19 protein-coding genes and 1 pseudogene are annotated in these 24,754 nt (G+C 73.2%); 5 read left to right on the forward strand and 15 right to left on the reverse strand.

What is annotated here, in order from left to right; all coding sequences use genetic code 11:
* The 4 genes from J2S55_RS46490 to J2S55_RS46505 form a co-directional block, all read right to left on the reverse strand.
* Positions 1–1,077 (reverse strand): NADH-quinone oxidoreductase subunit B family protein, encoded by a 1,077-nt coding sequence (locus J2S55_RS46490; protein ID WP_306874997.1) that lies wholly within the window; start codon positions 1,075–1,077, stop codon positions 1–3.
* 124 nt (positions 1,078–1,201) lie between these two features.
* On the reverse strand, positions 1,202–1,879 hold the full coding sequence (locus J2S55_RS46495) for a D-sedoheptulose-7-phosphate isomerase (RefSeq protein WP_306874999.1): 678 nt from the start codon (positions 1,877–1,879) through the stop codon (positions 1,202–1,204).
* Positions 1,866–2,099 (reverse strand): HypC/HybG/HupF family hydrogenase formation chaperone, encoded by a 234-nt coding sequence (locus J2S55_RS46500; protein WP_306875002.1) that lies wholly within the window; start codon positions 2,097–2,099, stop codon positions 1,866–1,868. The genes J2S55_RS46495 and J2S55_RS46500 overlap by 14 nt, the downstream gene beginning before the upstream one ends.
* Positions 2,096–2,728: a D-sedoheptulose-7-phosphate isomerase gene (locus J2S55_RS46505; RefSeq protein WP_306875004.1), complete on the reverse strand. Its 633-nt coding sequence runs from the start codon at positions 2,726–2,728 to the stop codon at positions 2,096–2,098. The genes J2S55_RS46500 and J2S55_RS46505 overlap by 4 nt, the downstream gene beginning before the upstream one ends.
* A 169-nt stretch (positions 2,729–2,897) precedes the next feature.
* On the opposite strand from J2S55_RS46505, the gene hypF reads away from it, so the two are divergent.
* Positions 2,898–5,264 carry a carbamoyltransferase HypF gene (gene hypF / locus J2S55_RS46510; protein WP_306875006.1) on the forward strand — a complete coding sequence of 789 codons (2,367 nt, stop codon included), beginning with the start codon at positions 2,898–2,900 and terminating at the stop codon, positions 5,262–5,264.
* A 228-nt stretch (positions 5,265–5,492) separates the two neighbouring features.
* On the opposite strand, the pseudogene J2S55_RS46515 reads toward hypF, so the two are convergent.
* A pseudogene (locus J2S55_RS46515) lies at positions 5,493–6,575 on the reverse strand (MFS transporter); the annotation flags it as partial.
* A 64-nt stretch (positions 6,576–6,639) separates the two neighbouring features.
* On the opposite strand from J2S55_RS46515, the gene J2S55_RS46520 reads away from it, so the two are divergent.
* The 4 genes from J2S55_RS46520 to J2S55_RS46535 all read left to right on the forward strand — a co-directional run bounded on the left by J2S55_RS46520 (position 6,640) and on the right by J2S55_RS46535 (position 9,624).
* On the forward strand, positions 6,640–7,659 hold the full coding sequence (locus J2S55_RS46520) for a LacI family DNA-binding transcriptional regulator (RefSeq protein ID WP_306875909.1): 1,020 nt from the start codon (positions 6,640–6,642) through the stop codon (positions 7,657–7,659).
* A complete protein-coding gene (locus J2S55_RS46525; RefSeq protein ID WP_306875009.1) occupies positions 7,656–7,793 on the forward strand; it encodes a hypothetical protein in 138 nt (45 codons plus the stop codon). Before J2S55_RS46520 ends, J2S55_RS46525 begins: the two co-directional genes overlap by 4 nt.
* Before the next feature lie 353 nt (positions 7,794–8,146).
* Complete coding sequence (locus J2S55_RS46530) at positions 8,147–8,986, forward strand: metallophosphoesterase family protein (protein WP_306875012.1); 840 nt, start codon at positions 8,147–8,149, stop codon at positions 8,984–8,986.
* Positions 8,983–9,624, forward strand: coding sequence for a 4'-phosphopantetheinyl transferase family protein (locus J2S55_RS46535; RefSeq protein ID WP_306875015.1), 642 nt, complete (start codon positions 8,983–8,985; stop codon positions 9,622–9,624). The genes J2S55_RS46530 and J2S55_RS46535 overlap by 4 nt, the downstream gene beginning before the upstream one ends.
* 80 nt (positions 9,625–9,704) lie before the next feature.
* Here J2S55_RS46535 and J2S55_RS46540 read toward each other — a convergent pair whose 3' ends face one another.
* The 10 genes from J2S55_RS46540 to J2S55_RS46585 all read right to left on the reverse strand — a co-directional run bounded on the left by J2S55_RS46540 (position 9,705) and on the right by J2S55_RS46585 (position 24,382).
* Positions 9,705–10,373, reverse strand: coding sequence for a response regulator (locus J2S55_RS46540; protein ID WP_306875018.1), 669 nt, complete (start codon positions 10,371–10,373; stop codon positions 9,705–9,707).
* Positions 10,370–12,910, reverse strand: a complete 2,541-nt coding sequence (locus J2S55_RS46545; protein WP_306875021.1) for a sensor histidine kinase — start codon at positions 12,908–12,910, stop codon at positions 10,370–10,372. The genes J2S55_RS46540 and J2S55_RS46545 overlap by 4 nt, the downstream gene beginning before the upstream one ends.
* A gap of 192 nt (positions 12,911–13,102) precedes the next feature.
* Positions 13,103–14,326 carry an MFS transporter gene (locus tag J2S55_RS46550; RefSeq protein ID WP_306875024.1) on the reverse strand — a complete coding sequence of 408 codons (1,224 nt, stop codon included), beginning with the start codon at positions 14,324–14,326 and terminating at the stop codon, positions 13,103–13,105.
* A gap of 103 nt (positions 14,327–14,429) precedes the next feature.
* Positions 14,430–15,851 (reverse strand): nitronate monooxygenase, encoded by a 1,422-nt coding sequence (locus J2S55_RS46555; RefSeq protein WP_306875028.1) that lies wholly within the window; start codon positions 15,849–15,851, stop codon positions 14,430–14,432.
* On the reverse strand, positions 15,844–16,458 hold the full coding sequence (locus tag J2S55_RS46560; RefSeq protein ID WP_306875031.1) for a hemerythrin domain-containing protein: 615 nt from the start codon (positions 16,456–16,458) through the stop codon (positions 15,844–15,846). Before J2S55_RS46560 ends, J2S55_RS46555 begins: the two co-directional genes overlap by 8 nt.
* Before the next feature lie 34 nt (positions 16,459–16,492).
* Positions 16,493–17,182: a respiratory nitrate reductase subunit gamma gene (narI, locus tag J2S55_RS46565; protein ID WP_306875034.1), complete on the reverse strand. Its 690-nt coding sequence runs from the start codon at positions 17,180–17,182 to the stop codon at positions 16,493–16,495.
* Positions 17,179–17,901, reverse strand: coding sequence for a nitrate reductase molybdenum cofactor assembly chaperone (narJ, locus tag J2S55_RS46570; protein ID WP_306875037.1), 723 nt, complete (start codon positions 17,899–17,901; stop codon positions 17,179–17,181). The genes narI and narJ overlap by 4 nt, the downstream gene beginning before the upstream one ends.
* Positions 17,898–19,448, reverse strand: a complete 1,551-nt coding sequence (narH, locus tag J2S55_RS46575) for a nitrate reductase subunit beta (RefSeq protein ID WP_306875040.1) — start codon at positions 19,446–19,448, stop codon at positions 17,898–17,900. The genes narJ and narH overlap by 4 nt, the downstream gene beginning before the upstream one ends.
* Positions 19,448–23,080, reverse strand: coding sequence for a nitrate reductase subunit alpha (locus J2S55_RS46580; RefSeq protein WP_306875913.1), 3,633 nt, complete (start codon positions 23,078–23,080; stop codon positions 19,448–19,450). The genes narH and J2S55_RS46580 overlap by 1 nt, the downstream gene beginning before the upstream one ends.
* 132 nt (positions 23,081–23,212) lie before the next feature.
* The gene (locus J2S55_RS46585) at positions 23,213–24,382 is read right to left on the reverse strand and encodes a globin domain-containing protein (protein ID WP_306875043.1); all 1,170 of its coding nucleotides are present in this window, start codon (positions 24,380–24,382) and stop codon (positions 23,213–23,215) included.
* Positions 24,383–24,754 lie beyond the last annotated feature (372 nt).

The following is a 24,754-nucleotide window of genomic DNA, read 5'->3' on the forward strand; positions in this document are numbered from 1 at the left end:
TCATCTCCAGGACGCCTTGTAACCGGTGAGCAGCTCGCGGCCCTTCTTGCGCCACTTCGGCTCCTTGTCGACTGTCTTGAGGGTGATCGAGCGCAGGGTGCGGATCACACCGCCGTAGGCGCCGCTGATCGTCGACGACACCCGGGCTCCCGGCGGCTCGTCCATGAACGGCATGAACTTGTCCGGGAACCCGGGCATCGTGCACGCGATGCAGATCCCTCCCACGTTGGGGCAGCCGCCGATGCCGTTCATCCAGCCGCGCTTGGGCACGTTGCACTTGACCACCGGCCCCCAGCAGCCGATCTTGACCAGGCACTTGGGCGAGCCGTACTCGGTGGCGAACTGCCCCTGCTCGTAGTAGCCCGCCCGGTCACAGCCCTCGTGCACGGTCTGGCCGAACAGCCACGTCGGGCGGAGCGCGTCGTCCAGCGGGATCATGGGCGCCTGGCCGGACACCTGGTAGAGCAGGTAGAGGATCGTCTCCGACAGGTTGTCCGGCTGGATCGGGCAGCCCGGGACGTTGACGATCGGCAGCCCGGCCTTCGACCTCCAGTCCCAGCCCAGGTAGTCGGCGACGCCCATGGCCCCGGTGGGGTTGCCGGCCATCGCGTGGATCCCGCCGTAGGTCGCGCAGGTGCCGGCCGCCAGCACCGCCGTCGCCTTGGGCGCCAGCCGGTCCAGCCACTCGCTGGTGGTCATGGGCTGGCCGGTCTCCGGGTTGTTGCCGAACCCGCACCAGTAACCCTCCTGCTTGATCGACTCGTTCGGGATCGAGCCCTCCACCACCAGCACGAAGGGGTCGAGCTCCCCCCGGTCGGCCTTGAAGAACCACTCGATGAACACGTCCGCGCCCTGCATCGGGCCGGACTCGAAGTCGATCAGCGGCCAGTGCACCGCGATCCGGGGCAGCCCGGGGAGCGCGCCCAGCACGATCTCCTCGATGCTCGGCTGCATCGCCGCGGTGAGGGCGACGGAGTCGCCGTCACAGCTCAGCCCGGCGTTGATCCAGAGAATGTGGACGACCGGCTCTTCCTGCTCCCGCGGCCTGCCGCCCGCTGATTCCGTCGGCGCTGTCATCCCGCCTCCCCACTCCTCGTCGATGGCGATCGGTCGTTCTCGGTGCGGGGGGCCTGTGCGGTACGGGTCATGACGCGTCCCTTCTGCCGGGATCACCGGCGGCGGATCGGCCGGTGCGGCGGGCCTATGAGTCGGGGACCGCCCCCAGCGCGTGCTGGGTGAGCTCCCACAGCACGTGGTAGACCGTCGTCTGGGCCTCCTGGATGCGGTGCACCGACGACGAGGGGACCGCGAACAGGTAGTCGAGCAGGTCGAGCTCGGCCAGTCGGCCCCCCTGTTCCCCGGTCAGGCCGATGGTGAGCATGCCCCTGCGCGTGGCCTCCTCGAACGCCTGGACGACGTTGGCGGAGCCGCCGCTCGTCGACAGGCCGACGGCGATGTCACCGTGCCGCCCCAGCGCCGCCAGCTGGCGCGCGAAGACGACGTCGAACCCCACGTCGTTGGAGAGGGCGGTGACCACGGCGACGTCGCTGGTCAGGGAGAGGGCGGGCAGGGACAGTCCGTAGGGCGGGTGGAGGAAGGCGGTGGCCATCTCCTGGGCGTCGGTGCTGCTGCCGCCGTTGCCGAAGGCGAACAGCCGCCCGCCGGAGGCGAAGCGGAGCGCCATCTCCTCGGCGCACTCCATGAGGGCGTCGGCCGACGCCTCGGCCACCTGCCAGCGCAGCCGTACGATCTCGGCCGCCTTCTCCTCGGTGGACCGGCACGCCTGCGCCAGCACCGACTCGACGTCGGCCCGGCTCTCGTAGAGGAAGGGGTACAGGTCCCGCACTCCCTCGGCCCGCGGCTCCTCAAGCGTGCTCATCGCCGTCTCCTTTCGCGATCACGGCGATGGCCTCCTTGGCGTGCACGAGGACGGTGTCGCCCACCGCCGCGTCGACCAGCGCCACGCTCACCTCCTCGGTGACAGCGCCGGTGCGGGCCACCGCCAGGTCGGGGTCCATCAGCCGGACCACCGTCATCGGCACGGCCTCGTCGGAGCAGGTGAGGCACGTGCCGGCCGGACAGTCAGCGGGGCCGGTCATGGGGTCGCCCCGCTGCGCGCCCCGTCGGCGAGCGGGCCGGACTGCTCGAAGAACACGTGGACCAGCTCCCACAGCACGTGATAGGCGGTGACGTGGATCTCCTTGACCACGGCGGGGTCGTCCGAGGCGACGGTCAGGACGTGGTCGGCCGCCGGGCTCCGCCCGATGGGGCCTCCGTCTCCGCCGGTCAGGGCGAGGGTGAACAGGCCCAGCGTCTTGGCCATCTCCAGGCCGCGCAGGACGTTCGCGCACCGGCCGTCGCGGGAGACGCCCAGCGCCATGTCGGCCGGGTCCGCCCAGCGGTGCACCTGGTGGGCGAAGGTCTCGGCCAGTCCCTCACGGCTGCTCACCCCGCTGACCGTGGCGGCGTCGTTGCTCAGCGCCACGGCGGGCAGGGCCCTCTTGCCCACGATGACCGGGTGCATGAACTCGACCGCGATGTGGGCCGCGTCCGTGCCGCCGCCGCCGTTGCCGAAGACGATCAGCTTCCCGCCCCGGTGGAAGCGGGCCGCCATGTCCTGGCAGGCCCGCGCGATGCGCGCGGAGTCCTCGGCGAGGGCGAGTCCGGCACGCTCGCGCCGGGCGAAGGCCTCACCGACGGCTAGTTGCATGGTCGATGTCACTGACATGTAGACACTCCGTTATTTACGGTAGTCGTCAGATTACGGTGAGTGTTCGCGGACTCGACACCTTCACCGCTACAAACCGGAGTAAAGGTCTGATCATGGGCGCAACCTTCTCTCCGGGACCGCGCGCGTCCGCCGCCACCGGCCCGGGGAAGGCCGGGAAGATGGCCGGATGAGCACCGGAGGGACCCGGGCCGCGTCCCGGACGCGGATCAGGATCCGGGTCGAGGGGATCGTGCAGGGGGTGGGGTTCCGCCCCCACGTCCACTCCCTGGCCCGGCGGCTGGCCCTGTCGGGGTGGGTGGGCAACGACGGCGAGGGCGTGTTCATCGAGGCGGAGGGGACGCGCGAGAACGTGGCGCGCTTCCAGGAGGACCTGCGGGGCCATCCTCCGCCGCTGGCGGTGATCCACCGCGTCACCGTCACCGCCATACCCGCGCGCGGCGACCGCGGCTTCCGCATCGCCGCCAGCCGGGCGGGGAGCGGGAGGACGGCGCTGATCTCCCCCGACGTCGCGACGTGCGCCGACTGCCTGGCCGAGCTGTTCGACCCGGCCGACCGCCGCCACCGCCATCCCTTCATCAACTGCACCAACTGCGGGCCGAGGTTCACCATCGTCCGGGACGTCCCCTACGACCGGCCGGCCACGACGATGGCCGGGTTCGCCATGTGCGCCGAGTGCACGGCCGAATACCTCGATCCGCACGACCGCAGGTTCCACGCCCAGCCGATCTGCTGTCCGGCCTGCGGCCCGGCGCTGCGGCTGCTCGGCGCGGACGGCCGCCCCGTCGTCGGTGACGGCGGAGGCGGCGGCGCCGGTGGTGGCGATGGCGGTGGCGGCGATGGCGGTGGCGGCGATGGCGGTGGCGGCGATCCGGTCGGGCTCGCGGCCGAGCTGGTGCGCTCCGGCGGCGTCCTGGCCGTCAAGGGCCTCGGCGGCTACCACCTGGCGGCCGACGCCGCCGATGAGGACGCGGTGCGGGCCCTGCGCTCGCGCAAGCACCGCGAGGACAGGCCGTTCGCCGTCATGGTCGCCGACCTCGACGCCGCACGCGCGCTGTGCGAGCTGGACGGTGACGCCGAGCGGCTGCTCGCCGGCCCCCGCCGGCCGATCGTGCTGCTGCCCCGCCGCCCCGGCGCCCCGGTGGCCGGGGCCGTGGCGCCGGGCGAGCGCCGGCTCGGCCTCATGCTGCCCTACACGCCCGTGCACCACCTGCTCGCCAGGGAGGTCGGCCGGCCGTACGTCCTGACCAGTGGCAACCTCTCCGACGAGCCCATCGCCCACCGGGACCGCGAGGCGCTCACCCGGCTCGCCGGCGTCGCCGACCGCTTCCTCATCCACGACCGCCCGATCCACGTCCGCGCCGACGACTCGGTGGTCCTCGCGGCCGGAGGGCGCGCGATCCCGCTGCGGAGGTCACGGGGATACGCCCCCGAGCCCCTGCGGCTCCCGTGCCCCGTACGGCGGGCGGTGCTGGCGTGCGGGGCGGAGCTGAAGAACACCTTCTGCCTCGCCGAGGGCGAGCGCGCCTTCGTCTCCCACCACATCGGCGACCTGGAGAACTACGAGACGCTCCGCTCGTTCACGGAGGGGATCGACCACTTCCGGCGGCTGCTCGGCATCACGCCGCTGGTCGTCGCGCACGACCTCCACCCGGAGTACCTGTCCACCAAATACGCCCACGACGTGGACGGGGCCGACCTGGTGGGGGTCCAGCACCACCACGCGCACATCGCCTCCTGCCTGGCCGACAACCAGGAGACCGGGCCCGTCATCGGCGTGGCCTTCGACGGCCTCGGCTACGGCACCGACGGCACCCTGTGGGGCGGCGAGCTCCTGGTGGCCGACCTCACCGGCTTCACCCGGGCCGGCCGCCTGACGCCGGTGCCGCTGCCCGGCGGCACGGCGGCGATCAGGCAGCCCTGGCGGATGGCCGCCGCGCACCTGGACGACGCCTACGACGGCGCGCCACCCGACGGTCTGGCGGTGAGCTCCCGCCACCGGGGCTGGGCGGAGGTGGTGGCGCTGGCCAGGTCCGGGGTGAACTCCCCGCTGACCTCCAGCGCCGGACGGCTGTTCGACGCCGTCGCGGCGATCCTCGGGCTCCGCGACACCGTCACCTACGAGGGACAGGCCGCGATCGCGCTGGAGCAGCGGGCCGATCCCGGCGAGGAGTCCGCCTACCCGGTCCGGCTCCACGGCGACGGCGGACTGCTGACGATCCGGACCGGCGACCTCGTCCGGGCCGTCGTCGAGGACCTGCGCGCCGGGACCGGCCCGGCGGCCGTCTCCGCCCGCTTCCACAACGGGCTCGCCGAGGCCACCGCGGCGAGCTGCGCCCGGCTCCGCTCCGGCACCGGCATCGGGACGGTCGCCCTGTCCGGCGGCGTCTTCCAGAACCAGTTACTGCTCGGCAGGCTCGTCCAGGCGCTCCGGCTGCGCGGCTTCCGGGTGCTGACCCACCGGCGCGTCCCTCCCAACGACGGGGGTCTCAGCCTCGGCCAGGCCGTCGTGGCCGCCGCGCGCGACCTCCGCTGAGGACGGCGCTCCGGCCGGCCGACCGTCCCAGGACCCCGGCCGGGACCCGCCGACCTTCCCGGGAGGCCCCCCGGCCGGACGGCCGCCGCCCGTCCCCGGCCGGGCGACGGCCCGCAGCGCCGGCCACGTCAGCAGGGCCAGCGCCCCGGCGAGCACGGACACCGCCAGCATCGCGCCCGGCAGCCCCGCGGCCTGGGCCCAGTGGCCCACGTATACCGGCCCCGCGAGGAAGCCCAGGTAGGCCACGGTGCTCACGACCGACGTGGCGGCTCCCCGCACGGAGTCCCGGATACCGGCGGAGGCCACGCCGAGCAGGGTCGGGAACAGCACGGCGGTGCCGGCGGCGGCCAGGGCGAGGCCGAGCAGCGCCGCCGGGACGGACGCGGAGACGGCCAGCACGGCCGTCCCCGCCGCCGCCGTGACCGCGCCGAGGATCAGGACGGTCATGGCGTGGCCGGCCGGCAGGGAGCCGGCGGCGAACCGGGTGGCGGCGACGACGGCGGCGAAGACCGCGGGTCCCGCGGCTGCGAGCACGGGGTCGGCGCGCAGCATGTCCGCCAGGTAGACCGCGCTCCAGCTCTGGTGGGCGTTCTCCACGGCGAAGGCGAGCGCGCCCAGCGTGCCGGCGACCAGCAGGAGCGGCAGATACGCCCGCAGGGCCGGGCCGCCGCGGGCGGCGGACCCCGGCCGCCGGCCATGACCGTCGGAGGCACCGGACCCCGGTGGCCGGCCGTACCGGCCGGGGGCGCCGGAGCGGTCGCGGGCGACGGCGGCGATGACCGGGCCCGCCCCCACGGCGGCGGCCGTGACCAGTGCGAACGGCACCACCACGGACGCCGCGACGCCGCCGAGCAGGCCGGTGGCGAGGCTGGCCACGACCACGGCGGTGGAGAAGACGCCGTGCGCCCGGGTGATGACCGGCCGGCCGGCGGCGCTCTCGGCGGAACCGGCGGCCGCGTTGACGGCCACGTCCGCGGCGCCCGACACCGCGCCGAGCACCGCCAGCCCGACGGACAGGCTCGGCAGGTCCCTCGCGGTGACGGCCACCGCGAGGCCGGCGGCGCCGAGCAGGACGAGCAGGAGCGCGGTCAGCCGGTGCCCCCACCGGTCGACGGCCCGTCCGGCGGTCAGCATCGCCGGCAGCGCCCCGGCGCCGATGTACAGCAGCGCCGTGCCCAGCTCCCCGTCGGTGAGCCCGGCCTGGTCCCGGATCGCGGGGACGGACGCGCCCCACACCCCCCAGAAGGCTCCGAAGACGGCGAACCCGCAGTAGGCCGCCCTGACCCGCGCTCCGGCCGCTTGGAGAGACATGTGTGTAACGATACACACGTTAAAGTGAGGGATGACAAGAGCTGCATCGCGTCGGCGGCCGACGATGGCGGAGGTGGCCAGGGCGGCAGAGGTGTCGGTGATGACCGTCTCCTACACCTACGCCCGGCCGGAGCGGGTCTCGGAGCAGACCCGCGCCAGGGTCCGCGAGGCCGCCGAGCGGCTGGGATACCCCGGCCCCCACCCGGGTGCGCGCTCGCTCCGGCGGGGCCGCGCGGGCAGCCTCGGGGTGATCCTCGGTGAGCACCTGACCTACGCCTTCGAAGACCCGCAGGCCGCCCGCTTCCTGGCGGGGGTCGCCGAAGTGTGCGCCGGCCACGGCCTGGGGCTCACGATCGTGCCCGTCACCGGCGCTCCGGGCGACGTCGACCGGGTGGCCGAGGCGGCCGTGGACGGCTTCGTGGTGTGGACCACCTCCGACGACGACCCGGTGGTGGACGCGGTCGCCGCCACGGGTCTCCCCGCCGTCGTGCACGGCGGCCCGCGCCGCGACGACCTGTCGTTCGTGGCCGTCGACGACCGGGCGGCGGCCCGCGCGGTGGCCTCGGCGGCCTTCGCCGGCGCCCACCGGCCGATGGTGCTCAGCTTCCCCCTCGACCGCGCGCGGGCCGCCGGCGTGCACCGGGCGCTGGATCCGGCCACGGCGAGCTTCCGGGTGACCCGCCAGCGCCTGCGGGGGTTCCGCGACGCGTGGGCGGAGACCGGCGGCCCGTGGTCGCGGGTGCGCGTGGCCGTCTGCTCCAGGAACAGCGCCCGGGAGGCCGAACGGCTCGCCGCCGACCTGCTGGCCGGCCCGGACGTCCCGGACGCCGTCGCGGCGATGAGCGACGAGCTCGCGCTGGGCCTGCTGCGGACGGCCGGCCGCATGGGCCTGGCCGTGCCCGGCGACCTCGCCGTCACCGGCTGGGACGACACCGACGCGGCCGCCGCCGCCGACCTGACGACCGTCGCGCAGTCCCTGCGCGACCAGGGCGCCCGGTGCGCCCGGCTGGTCCTCGACGAGGAGAGCGGTGGCGGGCCGGTCGAGTGGAGGGTGGTCCAGCGCGGCTCCACCCGGCGGCCGTGAGCCGCGGGGCGCGCACCGGCCAGGCGCGGGCCGGCACCGCCCTCGGGTCCGCTCCCCTGACGGAGGAGACGCTCGCGGGCGTGCGGGAGGTCCACGACGAGCTCCTGCGGCCCCTGGTCCACCACCGCTGGTAGAGAGACCCCCGGACGCGGGCCGCACGGACCGCGCGGGCCCTCGTCCCGCTCGGCGGTGGACGTGCGCCACCGATCCAGCGGATCCTGGACAAACATCGCTCATAGCAAGAAACTGGCCCCCGCCCCGGAGGTGGGGCGGCACGGCGACATCCTTACAGGCCCGACCGAAGGAGAAGGACCTTGACGGCAGCCCGTTCCCCGATCCGGCGCTTCCACCCAGCGCCACGGAGCGACGCCCGGGGGGGCCGTCTCCCCCGGCCAGGAGGGACCGCGCCGTCCGGGGTCCTGCCGCCGTCCGCCGGGCCGCTCGCCGTACCCGGCCCGGAGACCGTCGCGGCCGGGGAGGTCCGGGCATGACGTCGCTGCTGGCCATCAGCGACCTGCACATCGGCTACCAGGAGAACCGGCGCATCGTCGAGGAGCTGCGGCCCGTCTCCGCCTCCGACTGGCTGCTGGTGGCCGGAGACGTCTCCGAGAAGGTCTCCGACGTCGAGTGGGCGCTGGGCCTGCTCAGCGAGCGCTTCGCCAAGGTGGTGTGGGTCCCGGGCAACCACGAGCTGTGGACCCACCCCTCCGACCCGGTCCAGCTGCGCGGCGAGGAACGCTACCGGCACCTGGTGAAGATCTGCGGCGACCTCGGGGTGACGACCCCCGAGGACCCCTACCCGGTCTGGGACGGGCCGGGCGGGCCGGTCACCGTCGCCCCGCTGTTCGTGCTGTACGACTACACCTTCCGCGTGCCCGGCGTCGCGACGGCGGAGGAGGCGCTCGCCCTCGCCTACGACAAGGGCGTGGTCTGCACCGACGAGGTCTTCCTGCACCCCGACCCCCATCCCTCCCGCCCGGCCTGGTGCTCGGCCAGGGTCGCCGAGACCGAGCGCCGCCTGGCGGCCTGCCCCCCGGGGATGCCGACCGTGCTCGTCAACCACTATCCGCTGGTCCGCGAGCCGACTCTGGTCATGCACCACCAGGAGTTCGCGATCTGGTGCGGCACCGAGCAGACGGCCGACTGGCACGTGCGCTTCAACGCCCAGGCGGTCGTCTACGGACACCTGCACATCCCCCGCACCACCTGGCACGACGGCGTGCGCTTCGAGGAGGTCTCGCTGGGTTACCCCCGCGAGTGGCGGCCCCGCTCCACCCCGCCCGGCCGGCCGCGCGTGATCCTGCCCGCCCCGCGGGCCGTTCCGTGATCGAGAGGATCCTGCCGTCCTGGGTCGCCTGCGCGGACGCCTTCCGGGACCCGCCCGGCGCGGCGCTGTTCCCCGAGGAGGAGGCCGTCGTCGCCGGGGCGGTGGACAAGAGGCGGCGCGAGTTCACCACCGCCCGTCACTGCGCCCGCCAGGCCCTGTCCCGGCTCGGACTGCCACCGGCGCCGATCCCGGCCGACGGGGACGGCGCCCCGATGTGGCCCGACGGGGTGGCGGGCGCCATCACCCACTGCGCCGGATACCGGGCGGCGGCCGTCTCCCTGAAAGCCGTCGCCGTCGGCATCGACGCCGAGCCCCACGGGCCGCTGCCCCCGGGGGTCCTGCAGGCCATCGCCCTCGACCGGGAGCGGGACGCGCTGGAACGGCTCGGCGGCCCGGTCCACTGGGACCGGCTGCTGTTCAGCGCCAAGGAGAGCGTCTACAAGGCGTGGTTCCCGCTGGCCCGGCGCTGGCTCGACTTCGAGGAGGCCCTGGTCGCCTTCGAGCCCTCCGGCACCTTCACCGCCCGCCTTCTCGTCCCCGGGCCGCTGGTCGCGGGCCGGCGGCTGACCGGCTTCACCGGACGCTGGCTCGTCGCCGACGGCCTGGCCGTCACCGCCGTCACCCTGCCGGCCGGGTGACGGCGGCCGGGCGGTGGAGGCCCGGTGACGGCGGCCGGGTTGGGGGCGGCGGCCCGGCGAGGACGGCCGGGCGGCGGGGGTCAGGGCTGGAACCGGTAGCCCATCCCCGGTTCGGTGAGCAGGTGGACCGGGCGCGCGGGGTCGGGTTCGAGCTTGCGGCGGAGCTGGGCCATGTACTGGCGCAGGTAGTTGGTCTCCGTGGTGTGCCTGCTGTCCCACACCTGGGTGAGCATCTGCCGCTGGCTGATCAGTTTGCCCGGGTTGCGCAGCAGGAGTTCGAGCATGCGCCACTCGGTGGGGGTCAGCCGCACTCCCCCGGAGATCGTCTTGTTGGCCAGGTCCACCGTGTGGCCGCCGATCCGGACCTGGGCGGGCTCGGCGTCCTGGACGGCGGTGCGGCGGGTCACCGCCCGCATGCGGGCCAGCAGTTCCTCGATGTTGAACGGCTTGGTGACGTAGTCGTCGGCGCCCGCGTCCAGGGCCTCGATCTTGTCCTGGTTCCCGGCCCGCCCGGAGAGCACGATGATCGGCACGGCGGTCCAGCCGCGCAGCCCGTGGATGACGTCCACGCCGTCGATGTCGGGCAGCCCGAGGTCGAGAACGATCAGGTCGGGGTGCCAGTCGGCGGCCTGCCGCAGGGCCGATCCCCCGTCCGGGGCCAGCGCCACCTCGAAGTGCCGGGCGAGGAGGTTGATCCGCATGGCCCGCAGGATCTGCGGTTCGTCGTCGACGACGAGGACGCGCGTCATGTGCGTGCCCGCGAGGGGACGGACAGCGTAAGGATCATGGTGAGACCTCCCCCTGGCGTTTCCTCCGGAACAAGCATCCCGCCCATCGCCTCCGCCAGCCCCCGGGACAGGGCCAGCCCCAGCCCGACGCCCGTATGGTTGTCCCGGTCGCCCAGCCGCTGGAACGGCATGAAGACGCGGTCGTGCGCCTCGGGCGGGATGCCGGGGCCGCGGTCGACGACCCGGATCTCGACGTGGTCGCCGTGCCGGCTGGCGGTGATGAGGACCTTCCTGCCCGCCGGACTGTAGCGCACGGCGTTGGACATGACGTTGACCAGGATCCGCTCCAGCAGCGCGGGGTCGGCGAGGATCTCGGGCAGGTCCACGGAGATGTCGCCCTCGACGCGGTCGCGGAGCGGGCCGAGGTCGTCGATCGAGCGCGGGATGACCTCTTCGAGCGCGACCGGCTGCAGGGTCAGGCCGAGCACGCCCGCCTGCAGGCGGCTCATGTCGAGCAGGTTGGCGACCAGCCGGTCGAGTTTGACCAGGGACTCCTCGGCGGTGGCCAGCAGTTCCTCGCGGTCCTCCGCGCTCCACTCGATCTCGGTGCCGCGCAGGCTCCCGACGGCGAGCCTGGCCGAGGCGAGCGGGCTGCGCAGGTCGTGGCTGACCGCGGCGAGCAGGGCGGTGCGCATCTTGTCGGCCTCGGCCAGCGGCCCGGCCAGGTCCGCCTCCCGGCGCAGGCGCTCCTGGCGCAGCGCCACCGCCGCCTCCGCGGCGAACGCCTCCAGCACCCGCCGGTCGGCGGCGTCGAGCAGCCGGCCTCGCGCGGCGAGCACCAGGTCCCCGTCGATCGCCACGTCGGTGTCGGCGTCCCCCGGGCAGCCGCAGGGCGGCCCGCCCGAGGTCGCCACGATCCGCCACGCCCCCGGCACGGACTGGTCGTCCGGGGCGGGCTCGCCGGCGCGTTCCAGCAGCGTCACCGAGGTCAGGGTGAAGGTCTCGCGCAGCCGCGCCAGCAGGGACGGCAGCGCCGCCTCGCCGCGCAGCACGTGACCCGCCAGGGTCGACAGCACCTCGGCGTCCGCCCGCGCCCGCGCCGCCTCCCGCGTGCGCCGGGCCGCCAGGTCCACGACCGCGCTCACCATGGCGGCCACCAGGACGTAGACGCTCAGCGCGAGCAGATTGTGCGGGTCGGAGACGGTGAACCGGCCGAAGGGCGGCGTGAAGTGGTAGTTGAGCAGGAGGAAGCCGGCCACGGCGGCGGTGAGGGCCGGCCACATGCCGCCCACCAGCGCGACGCCGACGACCGTGAGCAGGAACAGCAGGATCGCGCCGGGCAGCGTCAGGTCGGCCCTGAAGGGGAGCAGCGCGGCGGTGAACGCCGGGATGCCCAGCAGCGCCATGGCCCAGCCGGCGAGCCTGCGGGTGCGGGTGAGCGCGGCCCTCGGCCGGCCGGCCCGCCCGCCCCTGCCCACCTCGGCATGGGTGATCATGTGGACGTCGATGGAGCCGGACAGCGCGGTGGCGGTCACCCCGACTCCCCGGGAGAACAGCTGGGCGAACCGGCCCCTGCGGGAGGCGCCGAGCACCAGCTGCGTGGCGTTCACGCCGCCGGCGAAGTCGAGGAGCGCGCGTGGCACGTTCTCCCCCATCACCTGGTGGTAGGTCCCGCCCAGGCTCTCCACCAGCGCCCGCTGGCGCGCCAGGTGCGCCGGGTCGCCCCCGCCCAGCCCGTCGGAGAGGGTGACGTGCACCGCCAGCAGGTCGGCTCCCTTGGTCCTGGCCGCGATGCGGGCGGCCCGCCGTACCAGCGTGTCGCCCTCGGGGCCGCCGGTCAGCGCGACCACGACGCGCTCGCGGGCCTCCCAGGTCCCGGCGATGCCGTGGTCGGCGCGGTACTGGTCGAGCTGGTCGTCGACCTTGCCCGCGAGCCAGAGCAGGGCCAGCTCGCGCAGGGCGGTCAGGTTGCCCACCCGGAAGTAGTTGGACAGCGCCGCGTCGATCTTCTCCGGGGCGTAGATGTTGCCGTGGGCCATCCGGCGGCGCAGCCCGTCCGGCGGCATGTCCACCAGCTGCACCGCGTCGGCCCGCCGCACCACCTCGTCGGGCACGGTCTCGCGCTGCGGCACCTCGGTGATCTGCTGGACGACGTCGTTGAGCGAGTCGAGGTGCTGGATGTTGACGGTGGAGATGACGTCGATGCCGGCGTCGAGGATCTCCTCGACGTCCTGCCAGCGCTTGGCGTTCTTCGAGCCCGGCACGTTGGTGTGCGCCAGCTCGTCGATCAGCGCCACCTTCGGCGCGCGCGCGACGACTGCCTCGACGTCGAGCTCGGTGAAGGTCGTCCCCCGGTAGGGGATGGTCCTGCGGGGGACGACCTCGATGCCCTCGATCAGCTCGGCGGTGCGGGGGCGGCCGTGGGTCTCGACGAGGCCCACGACCACGTCGGTGCCCCGCGACAGCCTCCGGTGCCCCTCGTCGAGCATCGCGAAGGTCTTGCCGACACCGGGGGCCGCGCCCAGATAGACGCGCAGCCGACCGCGTGCCCTGTTCATCGGCCGCCCCTTCGCATCGCTCACCCCGCGGGCCGCCCGCCCCCGGCGGACGGTCCCCTGTTCCGATCATCCCCTGTCCGGGGCCGGGGTGAGCAGCCGGACCTCCGCTCTCCGGCGCCTGGTGCCCTGTGCGGGACCGAGGGAGAAGTGAGATCTTCTCACCGCCGACGGCTGTTCCACATACCCGGACGGCTACGTCACCGGGGTGAGGCGTCGCGAGGCGGTCAGGCGGACCACGGTCATCGTCAGCACCACGGTCAGCGCCGAGGTCGCGGCCAGCAGCGCCAGGCCGAACCCGTAGGAGCCGAGTTCGCCGTAGAGGAAGCCCATCAGCAGCGGCGGCACGAACCCGCCCAGCCCGCCCGCGGCGCCGACCAGCCCGGTGACCGCGCCGACCCTGTCGGCCGGCGCGGCCTGCGCGACGAGCGCGAAGGTGGCGCCGCTGCCCGCGCCCAACGCGGCGGCCATGGTCAGGAAGGCGATCGTGCCCACCGGCATCAGACCGGGAGTGAGGGCCTGGACCGCCGCCGCGATCGCGACCACGGCGAACACGCCGGCCAGGACCGGGATCGGGCCGATCCGGTCGGACAGCCAGCCGCCGATCGGCCGCATCACGACCGCGAGGACCACGAATCCGGCCATGCGGTCGGCGGCGTCGGCCTGCTCCAGCCCGTAGCCGGTCTGCAGGTAGGCGGGCAGGTAGACGGAGAAGGCGACGTAGCCGCCGAACGCCACGGCGTACAGGACGCAGGCCTGCCAGGTGATCGCCAGTTTGGCGGTGGCCGCGAGCCGTCCCGACAGCGGCTGCGCCGAGACGGCGCGGCCTGGCGCGTCGCGCATGACCAGCCAGGCGACGGCGGCGTAGAGAGCCAGCGCGACCGCGGTGATGAGGAAGGGGGTGGCCGAGCCGCCGGCCTTGACGAGCTTGACCGTGGTCAGGGCGCTGATCGCGGTGCCGCCCATGCCCGCGCCGAAGATGCCGATGGCCAGGCCACGGCGGTGCGGCGGGAACCAGGCATTGACGAACGGCACGCCCACCGCGAACACCGTTCCGCCGATGCCCAGGAAGAAGCCGCCGACCAGCAGCATCGGCAGCGAGTTCTGCCCGGCCACGCCGATGAACACGACGGGCACGATGGTGGCGGCCGAGATCAGCGGGAACATCACCCTGCCGCCGAAACGGTCGGTGAGCGCGCCGACCGGGATACGGCCCAGCGAGCCGACGATCACCGGGACGGCGACCAGCAGGGCCTGTTGGGCGGCCGACAGGCCGAGCAGGTCCTTGAACCGCGGCCCCAGCGGGCTGAGCAGCGCCCAGGCCCAGAAGTTCAGCGCGAATCCGAGGGTCGCCAGGCCGAGCATGAGCGCGGGTCTGCCGCCGACGGCGGCCGGGTCCTTCTTGTCGGTCATCGTCATCTTCCCTCATTGCTGTCATCACGCATCAGCGCGTGCTGTCTGTTACATCCCGGCTCAGGGGTCCGGTGCGGGGTGCCGGCCAGGGCCCTCGGTGAGGTGCCGGTCATGCGGGTGCCCCCAGCAGGATGCGGTGCACGACGTCGGCGGCCGAGTGGTCCTCGGGCAGCCCGTCGAGGAAGGCGGCGTCCTGGCCCAGGGTGAGCAGGGCGGGCTCACGATAGCCGTCGCCGCGGTGCTGGCCCAGGCCGATGGCGGCGGTCAGACCGTTGCACAGGCATTGGCGGCCCGCGGCCTCCTCGGCGGGCCTGCCCTTGCGCACGTAGGTGTCGACGGGTTCGGCGGGGCAGCGGTAGCCGATCGCGCCGTCGGGCTTGACGTACGGGGTGCGCAGGTAGCCCAGGTCGCACAGCCGGGGCCGCTGCTCGTGGACCCCGGGCTCGGACAGGGTCCCGGGCATCTGCGCGACCTTGAACGGGAAGCCGGTCGGCGAGGCGCGCGGGTCGTTGCGGACCTCCAGGGTCCCGGCGGCGGCCTCGCGCAGCAGGCGGCGCCTGAGCCCGTCGTCGAGTCCGGATTCGCGGCACAGCGCGAACGCCGAGCCGACCTGGATGCCGGTGGCCCCCGCGGCCAGCGCCCGGGCCATCCCGTCGGGCGTGCCGTAGCCGCCGGCCAGCCAGAACGGCAACCCGAGCGCCGCGACCCTGTCGGTGTCGACCTCGTCGCGCGGGCCGTACAGCGGTTCGCCGGCCGCGTCCAGTTGCAGGCGGCCGCGCGGCGGCGCGCTGTGCCCACCGGCCACCGGCGTCTCCAGGACGAACCCGTCGGGCCGCGCCTGCGGGGAGCGGGCCAGGTAGGTGGCCAGCACGTGGGAGGAGACGATCGCCAGCAACTTCGGCCGCCGCAGCGGCTCGGCCGGGCGGGGCGACAGCGCGGCCGGGTCGAGGCCGATCGTGTGCCGCGTGTCGTCGGCGCCGGCCACGGCGACCGTGATCTCGGCCGGGCGGTGCGCGGCGAACTCGTCGAGCAGGTACGGGATCTCCGCCGGAATGCCGGCGCCCATCAGCACGTAGTCGACGCCGGCCAGCATCGCCCCGTAGACGGCGGCCGGCGTGGCCAGCTGGATCTTCTCCAGGTAGTTGACGCCGATCAGGCCGTCGTGCCCCTGCCGGGCGAGGAAGACCTCGGCGAAGTTGGCGACCACGATCAGCTCGTCGCGGGCGCGGTTGGGCCGCAGCCCGAGCCGGGGCACCGGCCGGTACGGCTGCCCGGGCTCCGTCCCGCCGGGCACGAAGTAGCGGCCCAGCACCCGCTCGGCGATCGCGGGCACCGGGAAGCAGGCCAGCGCCCGGCGCAGGTGCCCCCCGGGATCGCCGAGCTGCAGCCGGCGGGCCAGGGTGACGTCCAGCGCGGTGCCCGACACCACGCCGAGCTGCCCGGTCCGGGCGACTGCGCGCGCCAGCCGCCATCCGGACACCGCGACGCCCATGCCACCCTGGATCAGGACGGGGAGCGCGGCCTCAGACACGACGCGCCCGCATCGTACGCGCCCAGGTCAGCAGGTCGGCGTCCGTCTCCCTGGCCACGTCGCGGGTGGCGAGGATGTGCACGACGTCGTCCTCCGGCAGCGTCTCCACCATGATCGACAGGCCGTCGCAGTCGCTCACGTGCGGCAGGATCGCGCGCACCAGCTCGATTCCCCGCGCGGCCTGGTCCTCGCCGACCTCCTCCAGGTCGTTGAGCATCGCCACCTCCGCCAGTTCGGCGAGCTCGCGGATGCTGCGGATCGTGTCGTCGTGGTCGCTGAGCAGCTTGTCCACGTGATCTCCGCCGAAGATGGGCAGCAGGCCCGGGTACATGGCCTCTTCCTCGTAGCGGAAGTGCGGCCCGATGGCCGCCGACAGTGTCTCGACCAGCTTCCTGATCCGCGCCGAGTCACCGCCCTTGAAGGCGTCGATCAGCGCGAGCAGCAGATCCCTGACCTCGCGATGCTCGGCGTGGAACGTTTCGGTGAAGTGATCGGCGATGGACAGCACGCAGTCCTCCAGCTGTGGGATGGGCGCTCGCGCGGTGACGGGAGTGCCGGTCCGCATGGGTCCGCCGTCCGGCGGCACCGCCACCTGGACAACGCTCATTCCTCGCTCCTTGCCGTGAAACGCTGGATGCCGGTCATCGACGCGCGCCGAGCGGGGTGCGTCGCCGGTAGACGACGTAGGGCCGCCACAGGTACGCGAGCGGCGCCGACCACACGTGGACGAGCCTGGTGAACGGCCAGATCGCGGTGAGCACCCACGCCGACAGCGCGTGCAGCTGGAAGATCAGCGGCACGTCCGCCATCAGGTCGGGGTCGGGGCGGAAGGTCAGGACGCCGCGGAACCAGACGGCGATGGTGGCGCGGTAGTCGTAGCCGCCGCCGAGCAGGTTCTTGCCCACGGTCGCGGTCATGCCGAGCAGGATCACCGCCGCCAGCACGGTGAACAGGACCTTGTCCGCGCGGGTCGTGGTGCGGCGCACCCGCGGGCTGGTGAAGCGGCGGGCCAGCAGCAGCCCCAGTCCCGCGACCACCATGATCCCGGCCACGGTTCCGGCGCTCACCGACACCAGGTGGTAGAGGTGCTCGTCGACGCCGACCGCCTCGGTCAGGCTCTTCGGGACGAGCAGGCCGAGCACGTGACCGCCGATGGCGGCGAACGCGCCGAGGTGGAACAGCGGGGAGCCGAGCCGCAGCAGCCGGCTCTCCAGCACCTGCGTGGTACGCGTCGTCCAGCCGAACTGGTCGACGCGCCAGCGCCAGACGTGACCGACAACGAAGATCGTCAAAGCGATGTAGGGCACGACCACCCAGAGCGCGACGCTCACGGCCGCACCTCCAATCCGTTCAGGGGCGGGCCGAACGGGGCCAGCCCCACATCCTCGGCGGGCGGTCCCGCCAGGGCGAGATCGGCCACCGCGGCCCGCTCGGCCTCCGACAGGTCGGGCAGCTCGGCGCAGAGCGCGTCGAGGACGCGCGCGTACGGCGAGCCGCCCTCGTGCAGCGCGGTGCGGATCAGCTCCAGGCCCTTGCGGTGCTGGCGCAGCGCCGCCTCGCCGGCGGCGGGCCCGGCCAGGGCGGCGAATTCGCAGACCACGGGGAGGAAGTCGGGCAGCTCGCCCTCCGGCGGGGTGAGCCCGGCCACCCGGTAGCGCTGCTTGATCGTCAGCAGGGCCATGCCGCGGCGGCGGGTGTCGCCGTGCAGGTAGTAGGTGAGGTAGAGGCTGGACTTGCGGCGCAGGTCGAACGTCTCGACGTAGGCGCGCGCCAGCGCCATCGGCTCGGTGGCGCGGAACCACTCGACGAACCCCGTCAGCGACTCGCGCGCCGCCGACTCCGGCAACCGGTCCACGGCCGCGGCCAGTTCCTCACGCGCGGCGATCAGGCCGGAGTCGGGATACTGAAGCAGCAGCGACACCAGCCGGAGCAGCGTCGCCCGGTCCTGCGGGCAGAGTTCGGGCAGCGCGCGCCCGGCGCGCCGGGCGGGCTCGCTGTGCGGGCCGGGCATGGCGGGCGCGGGGCGGCGGGGCCAGGTGCTGAGCTTCACGCCGTGCCTCCCTTGCCGACGAAGAGCTTGAGCCCCATGCGGCCGTCGCCGCGGCGCCCGGTCACGCCGGTCGGGTGGAACTCGCTCATCCCGGGCCCGCCGTCACCGTCCAGGCTGCACCCGTCCATCTGGGCGGACAGCGCGGCGGCGTCCTCGCGGTGGGCGGCGGGCACGACGTAGCGCTCGTCGTACTTGGCGATGGCCAGCAGCCGGTACATCTCCTCCATGTCCTCCGCCGTCATCCCGGCCGACTCCAGCAGGTCCGAGGCCACGCTGCCGTCGAGGGTGCGGGCCCGCATGTACGAGCGCATGGCCGACAGCTTCATCAGCACCCCGGCCACGACCTCGGTGTCCCCGGCCGAGAACAGGCCGGCCAGGTACTCCAGCGGGATGCGCAGGTCGGTGATGGCGTGGAAGACGTTGTCCGGGTCGTCGGCGTCGGCGCCCATGCCGGTGACGGCGTCGAGCACCGGCGACAGCGGCGGGATGTACCAGACCATGGGCAGCGTGCGGTACTCGGGGTGCAGCGGCAGCGCCACCCGGTAGCGCATGGCCAGCCGGTAGATCGGCGAGCGTCGCGCGGCCTCGATCCAGTCCTCGCTGATCCCGCCCGCCCGGGCGGCCGCGGCCACCTCGGGGTCGTCGGGGTCGAGGAAGACCTGGCGCTGGGCCTCCAGCAGGTCGCGCGGGTCGGCGACGCGGGCGGCGTCGAGGACGGCGTCGGCGTCGTACAGGATGAGGCCGATGTAGCGCAGCCGGCCGACGCAGGTCTCGGCGCACACGGTCGGCTGTCCCGCCTCGATGCGGGGGAAGCAGAACGTGCACTTCTCGGCCTTGCCGGTCTTGTGGTTGACGTACACCTTCTTGTACGGGCAGGACGAGACGCACATGCGCCAGCCGCGGCAGCGGTCCTGGTCCACCAGGACGATGCCGTCCTCCTCCCGCTTGTACATCGCGCCGGAGGGACAGGCGGCGACGCAGGCCGGGTTGAGGCAGTGCTCGCAGATGCGCGGCAGGTGGAACATGAAGGTCTGGTCGAACTCCATCTTCACCTTCTCGGCCATGGCCGCGAGGTTGGGGTCGCCGTGGGCGTGCTCGGGGGCGCCGCCGAGGTCGTCCTCCCAGTTCGCGCCCCACGTGATGTTCATGTCCTTGCCGGTGATGGCCGACTTGGGGCGGATGACCGGGACGTGCGGCCCGGCGGGGGCGTTGATGAGGGTGTCGTAGTCGTAGGTGGCCGGCTCGTAGTAGTCGTCCAGGTCCGGCAGGTCCGGGTTGGCGAACAGGTTGAGCAGCCGCTTGACCCGGCCGCCGGCGCGGAGCTTGAGCCGCCCGCGCCGGTCGAGCTCCCAGCCGCCGTGCCAGCGCTCCTGGTCCTCGTAGCGTTTGGGGTAGCCGACACCCGGCTTGGTCTCGACGTTGTTGAACCAGACGTACTCCACGCCGTCCCGGTTGGTCCACGTCTGCTTGCAGGTGACCGAGCAGGTGTGGCAGCCGATGCACTTGTCCAGGTTCATCACCATGGCTACCTGTGCCATGACGCGCATCAGTAGGTCACCTCCTGGCCGCGGCGGCGGATCACGGTGACCTCGTCACGCTGGTTGCCGGTCGGCCCGTAGTAGTTGAAGGCATAGGTGAACTGCGCGTACCCGCCGATGAGGTGGCTGGGCTTGAGCAGCAGCCGGGTGAGGGAGTTGTGCACGCCGCCGCGCCGGCCCGATCTCTCGGTGAGCGGCACGTTCACGTTGCGGTCCTTGGCGTGGTACATGTACACGGTCCCGGCCGGCATGCGGTGCGAGACGACCGCCCTGGCCGCGACCACGCCGTTGCGGTTGTACGCCTCGATCCAGTCGTTGTCGGCGACCCCGATCGCGGCGGCGTCCTCGACGCTCATCCAGATCGTCGGTCCGCCTCGCGAGAGGGCGAGCATGTAGGCGTTGTCCTGGTATTCGGAGTGGATGGACCACTTCGAGTGCGGGGTCAGGTAGCGCACGGTGACCTCGGCCGCCCCGCCCTCGCCCTGGTCGCCGTAGTGGCGGCGCATGTTGAGCGGCGGCCGGTAGGCGGGCAGCTGCTCGCCCAGCTCGATGATCCAGTCGTGGTCGAGGAAGAACTGCTGGCGGCCCGTCAAGGTGTGCCAGGGCTTGTCCCGCTCGACGTTGATCACGAAGGCGGAGTAGCGGCGCCCGCCGGTCTCCGACCCGGACCACTCGGGCGAGGTGATCACCGGCTGCGGCCTGGACTGCGTGTCGGCGAACGTGATGCGCTTGCCCTCGTGCTCGGCCGACAGGTCGGCCAGTTCCGTGCCGGTGCGCCGCTCCAGGCTCTCGAAGCCCTGGGTGGCCAGGCGGCCGTTGGTGGTGCCCGACAGCGCGAGGATGGCCTCGCACATCCGGTCGGCGGTGTCCAGCGAGACGCGTCCTTCGCCGGTGGTGCCGTTCTTGCTGGCCAGATAGTCGAGCTCCGGACCGACCCGGTAGGTCACGGCCTTGGTCGTCAGTCCCAACTCGGCGAAGAGCGGCCCGATGGAGCGCATGCGCTCGCCGATGGCGGCGTAGTCGCGCTCGATCGTCACGATCTTCGGCATCGTCTTGCCGGGTACGGGCTCGCACTCGCCGTATTTCCAGTCCCGCACCCGGCCGCCCGGCTGGGCGAGCTCGTCGGGGGTGTCGTGCGTGAGCGGAACGGCCAGCACGTCGGTGCGCCTGCCCAGGTGATCGGCGGCCAGCTCGGAGAAGCGGTCGGCGAGGGCGAGGAAGGCGTCGTAGTCGCTGCGGGTCTGCCACGGCGGGGCGATGGCCGGGTTGAACGCGTGCACGAACGGGTGCATGTCCGTGCTGGACAGGTCGTGCTTCTCGTACCAGGTGGCGGCCGGGAGCACGACGTCGGAGAACAGCGCCGTGGACGTCATCCGGAAGTCGATCGCGGTGAGCAGGTCGAGCTTGCCCTCGGCGGCCTCCTCGCGCCAGGTCACCTCGGTCGGGTGCAGCCCTTCCTGGTTACGGGTCTCGGCGTCGGTGCCGAGCAGGTGCCGCAGGAAGTACTCGTTGCCCTTGCCCGAGGAGCCGAGCAGGTTGGCCCGCCACACGGTCAGCACGCGGGGGAAGTTGGCCGGGTCGCCCGGGTCCTCAGCGGCGAAGCGGAGACCTCCGGACTTCAGCTCGTTCACGACGTGCTCGGCCACCGGGACGCCGGCCCGGTCGGCCTCGTCGGCGAGGGTGAGCGGATTGCGGTTGAAGGTCGGGTGCGAGGGCAGCCAGCCGAGCCTCGCGGCCTGGGCGTTGCAGTCGGCGAACGACTTGCCGTCGAAGGTGCCGGAGCCGAGCGGGCTGGCGAGTTCGGCCGCCCCGAACTGCTCGTAACGCCACTGGTCGGTGGCCAGGTACCAGAACGCGGTCCCGGCCATGTGCCGGGTCGGCCGCTGCCAGTCGAAGGCGAAGGCGAGGTGCTGGAAGCCGGTGATCGGGCGGACCTTCTCCTGGCCGACGTAGTGCGCCCAGCCGCCGCCGTTGACGCCCTGGCAGCCGGTCAGCAGCACCAGCGTGAGGAAGGAGCGGTAGATCTGGTCGGAGTGGAACCAGTGGTTGGTGCCCGCGCCCATCGCGATCATCGACTTGCCCTGGGTCCGCTCGGCGTTACGGGCGAACTCGCGGGCGATCCTGGCGATCGTCGCGGCGGGCACCGAGGTGATCTCCTCCGCCCACGCGGGCGTGTACGGCTGGCTCGCGTCCAGGTACGACTGCGGCCACTCGCCCGGCAGGTCGCGGGCGACGCCGTACTGGGCCATGAGCAGGTCGAAGACCGTGGTGACCAGCTTGCCGCCCACCTCGGTGACCGGCACGCCACGGCGCATGATCGAGCCACCCTCGGTGGCGCCCTCGTCGAAGCGCGGCAGGTCGACGGCGACCGCCCGCTCCGACCGGTCCAGCAGCGTCAGCTCCGGGATCGCGCCGTCCAGGCCGAGGTTCCAGCGGCCCTCGCCCTCCTGGCCCCAGCGGAAGCCCAGCGAGCCGTTCGGCACCACGGCCTCGCCTGTCTCGGAGTCCAGGAAGACGGTCTTGAACTCGGCGTTCTCGCCGGTGTCGCCCCCGTCCTCAAGCAGGTCGGCGGCGGTGAGGAAGCGGCGCGGCACGTACGCGTCGCCGCGCGGCTCCAGCGTCACCAGGAACGGAAGGTCCGTATATTTCCGGACGTAGTCGGTGAAGTATGGGACCTGGCGGTCGCGGAAGAACTCCGTCAGCGTGACGTGCCCCATGGCCATGGCGAGCGCGCCGTCCGTGCCCGGGTGCGGCGCCAGCCAGTCGTCGGCGAACTTGACGTTGTCGGCGTAGTCGGGGCTGACCGCGACCACCTTGGTGCCCTGGTAACGGGCCTCGGTCATGAAGTGAGCGTCCGGGGTGCGGGTGACCGGGATGTTGGAACCCCACATGATCAGGTAGCGGGAATTCCACCAGTCGGCCGACTCCGGCACGTCCGTCTGGTCGCCCCACACCTGCGGGGAGGCGATCGGCAGGTCGGCGTACCAGTCGTAGAAGGACAGCAGCGTGCCGCCGATCATCGACAGGAACCGCGTGCCGGCCGCGAACGACGCCATCGACATGGCCGGGATCGGCGAGAACCCCACCACCCGGTCGGGGCCGTACTGCTTGACCGTGTGCACGTGCGCCGCGGCCATCAGCTCCAGGACCTCGTCCCAGTCGGAGCGGACGAACCCGCCCTTGCCGCGCGCCCGCTTGTACGCCCGCGCCCGCTCCGGGTCGCCGGTCAGCTCCGCCCACGCCAGCACCGGGTCGCCCAGCCTGGCCTTGGCCTCGCGCCACATCTCCAGCAGTACGCCCCGCACGTACGGGTAGCGCACCCGCGAGGGGGAGTAGGTGTACCAGGAGAAGGACGCGCCGCGGGGGCAGCCGCGCGGCTCGTACTCGGGCGAATCGGGGCCGACCGACGGGTAGTCGGTCGCCTGGTGCTCCCACGTGATCAGGCCGTCCTTGACGAACACCTGCCACGAGCACGATCCCGTGCAGTTCACGCCATGCGTCGAGCGCACCACCTTGTCGTGCGCCCACCGGTCCCGGTAGAAGCGGTCCCAGCCGCTGGGGTTGATCTGATGCAGGGTGCGGCCGTCGGCCGACACCTCCGATTTGGTGAAGAACGCACGGGCGGCGAGCAACGGCCCCATGCCGGGGGTGGAGTCAATATCAGTCACAGGTCTTCCTCGCCCCAGGGGTAACAGCGGACATAGATCATGATTCGGGCTGACCACCCGGCTGCGGCAGGGACCAAAGTCCCTGACCGCCGGCCCGATGGACCATCAGTTCGCCCCCAGCCACAGATCCGGGCCGAAGACCTCGTAGTGGATGTCGCGGGCCGCCACCCCGGCCCGCATCAGCCGGGCGCGCACGTCACGCATGAACGGCATCGGACCGCACAGATAGGCGACCGCGCCGTCCGGGATCTCGATCCCGTCCAGGTCCATCAGGCCGTCGCGGTCGGGGGCGGCCGCGCCGCTCTCGTACCAGAAGACCCGCTCGACGGCCGGCCGCAGCATGTCCTCGCGCAGCGCGTGCTCGGCCGGCGAGCGGTCGGCGTGCAGCACCAGGACGCGGCGGTTCGAGCCGGTGGCGACCAGGTGATCGAGCATCGCCACCATGGGCGTGCAGCCGATGCCCGCCGACACCAGCACCAGCGGCGCGTCTCCGTCCTCCAGCGTCACCTCGCCGAACGGCGCCGACAGGGTGAGCTCGTCACCCGGCCGCACGGTGGTGTGCAGCAGCGTGGACACCTCGCCGGCGGGGTCGCCGTCCACGCGCTTGACCGTGATCCTGCGCAGCCTGTCCTCGCCGGCGTTCGACAGCGTGTACTGGCGCAGCTGGTGCACGCCGTCGGGCATGCGGACGCGGACGCTGACGTACTGGCCGGGGCGCGCGGGCGGGACCGGGTCGTCGTCGGCCGGGCGCAGCAGGAACGAGACCACGTCCGGGGTCTCGTCCCGGCGGGCGACGACCCGCCACCGCCGCCACGTGTCGCCGCCGCGCGCGCCGGCCTCGGCGTAGATGCGGGCCTCCATCGCGATGAGCGCGCCGGCCATCAGCCAGTACACCTCGTCCCAGGCCGCGGCGACCTCCGCGGTGACGGCCTCGCCCAGCACCTCGGCGATGGCGCCGAACAGGTACTTGTGAACGATCACGTACTGGTCGTCGGTGACGCCCACCGCGGTGTGCTTGTGGGCGATGCGGGCGAGCAGGGCGTCGGGCCGCTCGTCGGGGTGGTCCAGGAGCACGGTGGCGAACGAGGCGATGGAGCCGGCCAGCGCCCTGCGCTGCTCGCCGTTGGCCTGGTTGCCCCGGTTGAACAGGCCGTCGAGCAGCTCCGGCCGTTCGCTGAACATCGTCTCGTAGAACCGCGTGGTGATGGCGTCGAGCGAGGCGCCGACAACCGGCAGCGTGGCACGGACGATGGCGGCTGATTCCGCGGACAGCATGAAGCCTCCAGAAGCACGGTGAAGGGGACGCGCGACTGCGGCCCGGACCAGGCTAGAAGGACCCGGCAGGCCGTTCACCGAGGCGAATGTCCGCACTTCCAGGGCCGAAAGTCCCTAGCAAGACACAGATCTCCTCCGGCTGGAGGAGCGCGGCCGCCACGCCGCCGTGGGCGGCCACGGCGTGGCCGGGGCACGGCGGGGACAGGAGGGGTCCGGCCCGGCCCCCCAGCCTGCGGACACCATGAGTTACAGAACGGACACTCTGGGGATAATTGTCGGCGCCCCGCCCGCTCGGGAGACTCTGACCGTCACCCGGTGCCGGACGGCCGGGCGGGGGACGCCGCTCAGCGCGACACCGCCGGATGTTCACGG

Source organism: Streptosporangium brasiliense (genome assembly GCF_030811595.1).
In the GTDB taxonomy this organism is placed as follows: Bacteria; Actinomycetota; Actinomycetes; order Streptosporangiales; family Streptosporangiaceae; genus Streptosporangium; species Streptosporangium brasiliense.

Coding starts and splice junctions, on each gene's coding strand:
- J2S55_RS46490 (WP_306874997.1), bottom strand. CDS start 1,077: ATGACAGCGCCGACGGAATCAGCGGGCGGCAGGCCGCGGGAGCAGGAA.
- J2S55_RS46495 (WP_306874999.1), bottom strand. CDS start 1,879: ATGAGCACGCTTGAGGAGCCGCGGGCCGAGGGAGTGCGGGACCTGTAC.
- J2S55_RS46500 (WP_306875002.1), bottom strand. CDS start 2,099: ATGACCGGCCCCGCTGACTGTCCGGCCGGCACGTGCCTCACCTGCTCC.
- J2S55_RS46505 (WP_306875004.1), bottom strand. CDS start 2,728: ATGTCAGTGACATCGACCATGCAACTAGCCGTCGGTGAGGCCTTCGCC.
- hypF (WP_306875006.1), top strand. CDS start 2,898: ATGAGCACCGGAGGGACCCGGGCCGCGTCCCGGACGCGGATCAGGATC.
- J2S55_RS46520 (WP_306875909.1), top strand. CDS start 6,640: ATGGCGGAGGTGGCCAGGGCGGCAGAGGTGTCGGTGATGACCGTCTCC.
- J2S55_RS46530 (WP_306875012.1), top strand. CDS start 8,147: ATGACGTCGCTGCTGGCCATCAGCGACCTGCACATCGGCTACCAGGAG.
- J2S55_RS46540 (WP_306875018.1), bottom strand. CDS start 10,373: ATGACGCGCGTCCTCGTCGTCGACGACGAACCGCAGATCCTGCGGGCC.
- J2S55_RS46545 (WP_306875021.1), bottom strand. CDS start 12,910: ATGAACAGGGCACGCGGTCGGCTGCGCGTCTATCTGGGCGCGGCCCCC.
- J2S55_RS46550 (WP_306875024.1), bottom strand. CDS start 14,326: ATGACGATGACCGACAAGAAGGACCCGGCCGCCGTCGGCGGCAGACCC.
- J2S55_RS46560 (WP_306875031.1), bottom strand. CDS start 16,458: ATGAGCGTTGTCCAGGTGGCGGTGCCGCCGGACGGCGGACCCATGCGG.
- narH (WP_306875040.1), bottom strand. CDS start 19,448: ATGCGCGTCATGGCACAGGTAGCCATGGTGATGAACCTGGACAAGTGC.
- J2S55_RS46580 (WP_306875913.1), bottom strand. CDS start 23,080: ATGGGGCCGTTGCTCGCCGCCCGTGCGTTCTTCACCAAATCGGAGGTG.
- J2S55_RS46585 (WP_306875043.1), bottom strand. CDS start 24,382: ATGCTGTCCGCGGAATCAGCCGCCATCGTCCGTGCCACGCTGCCGGTT.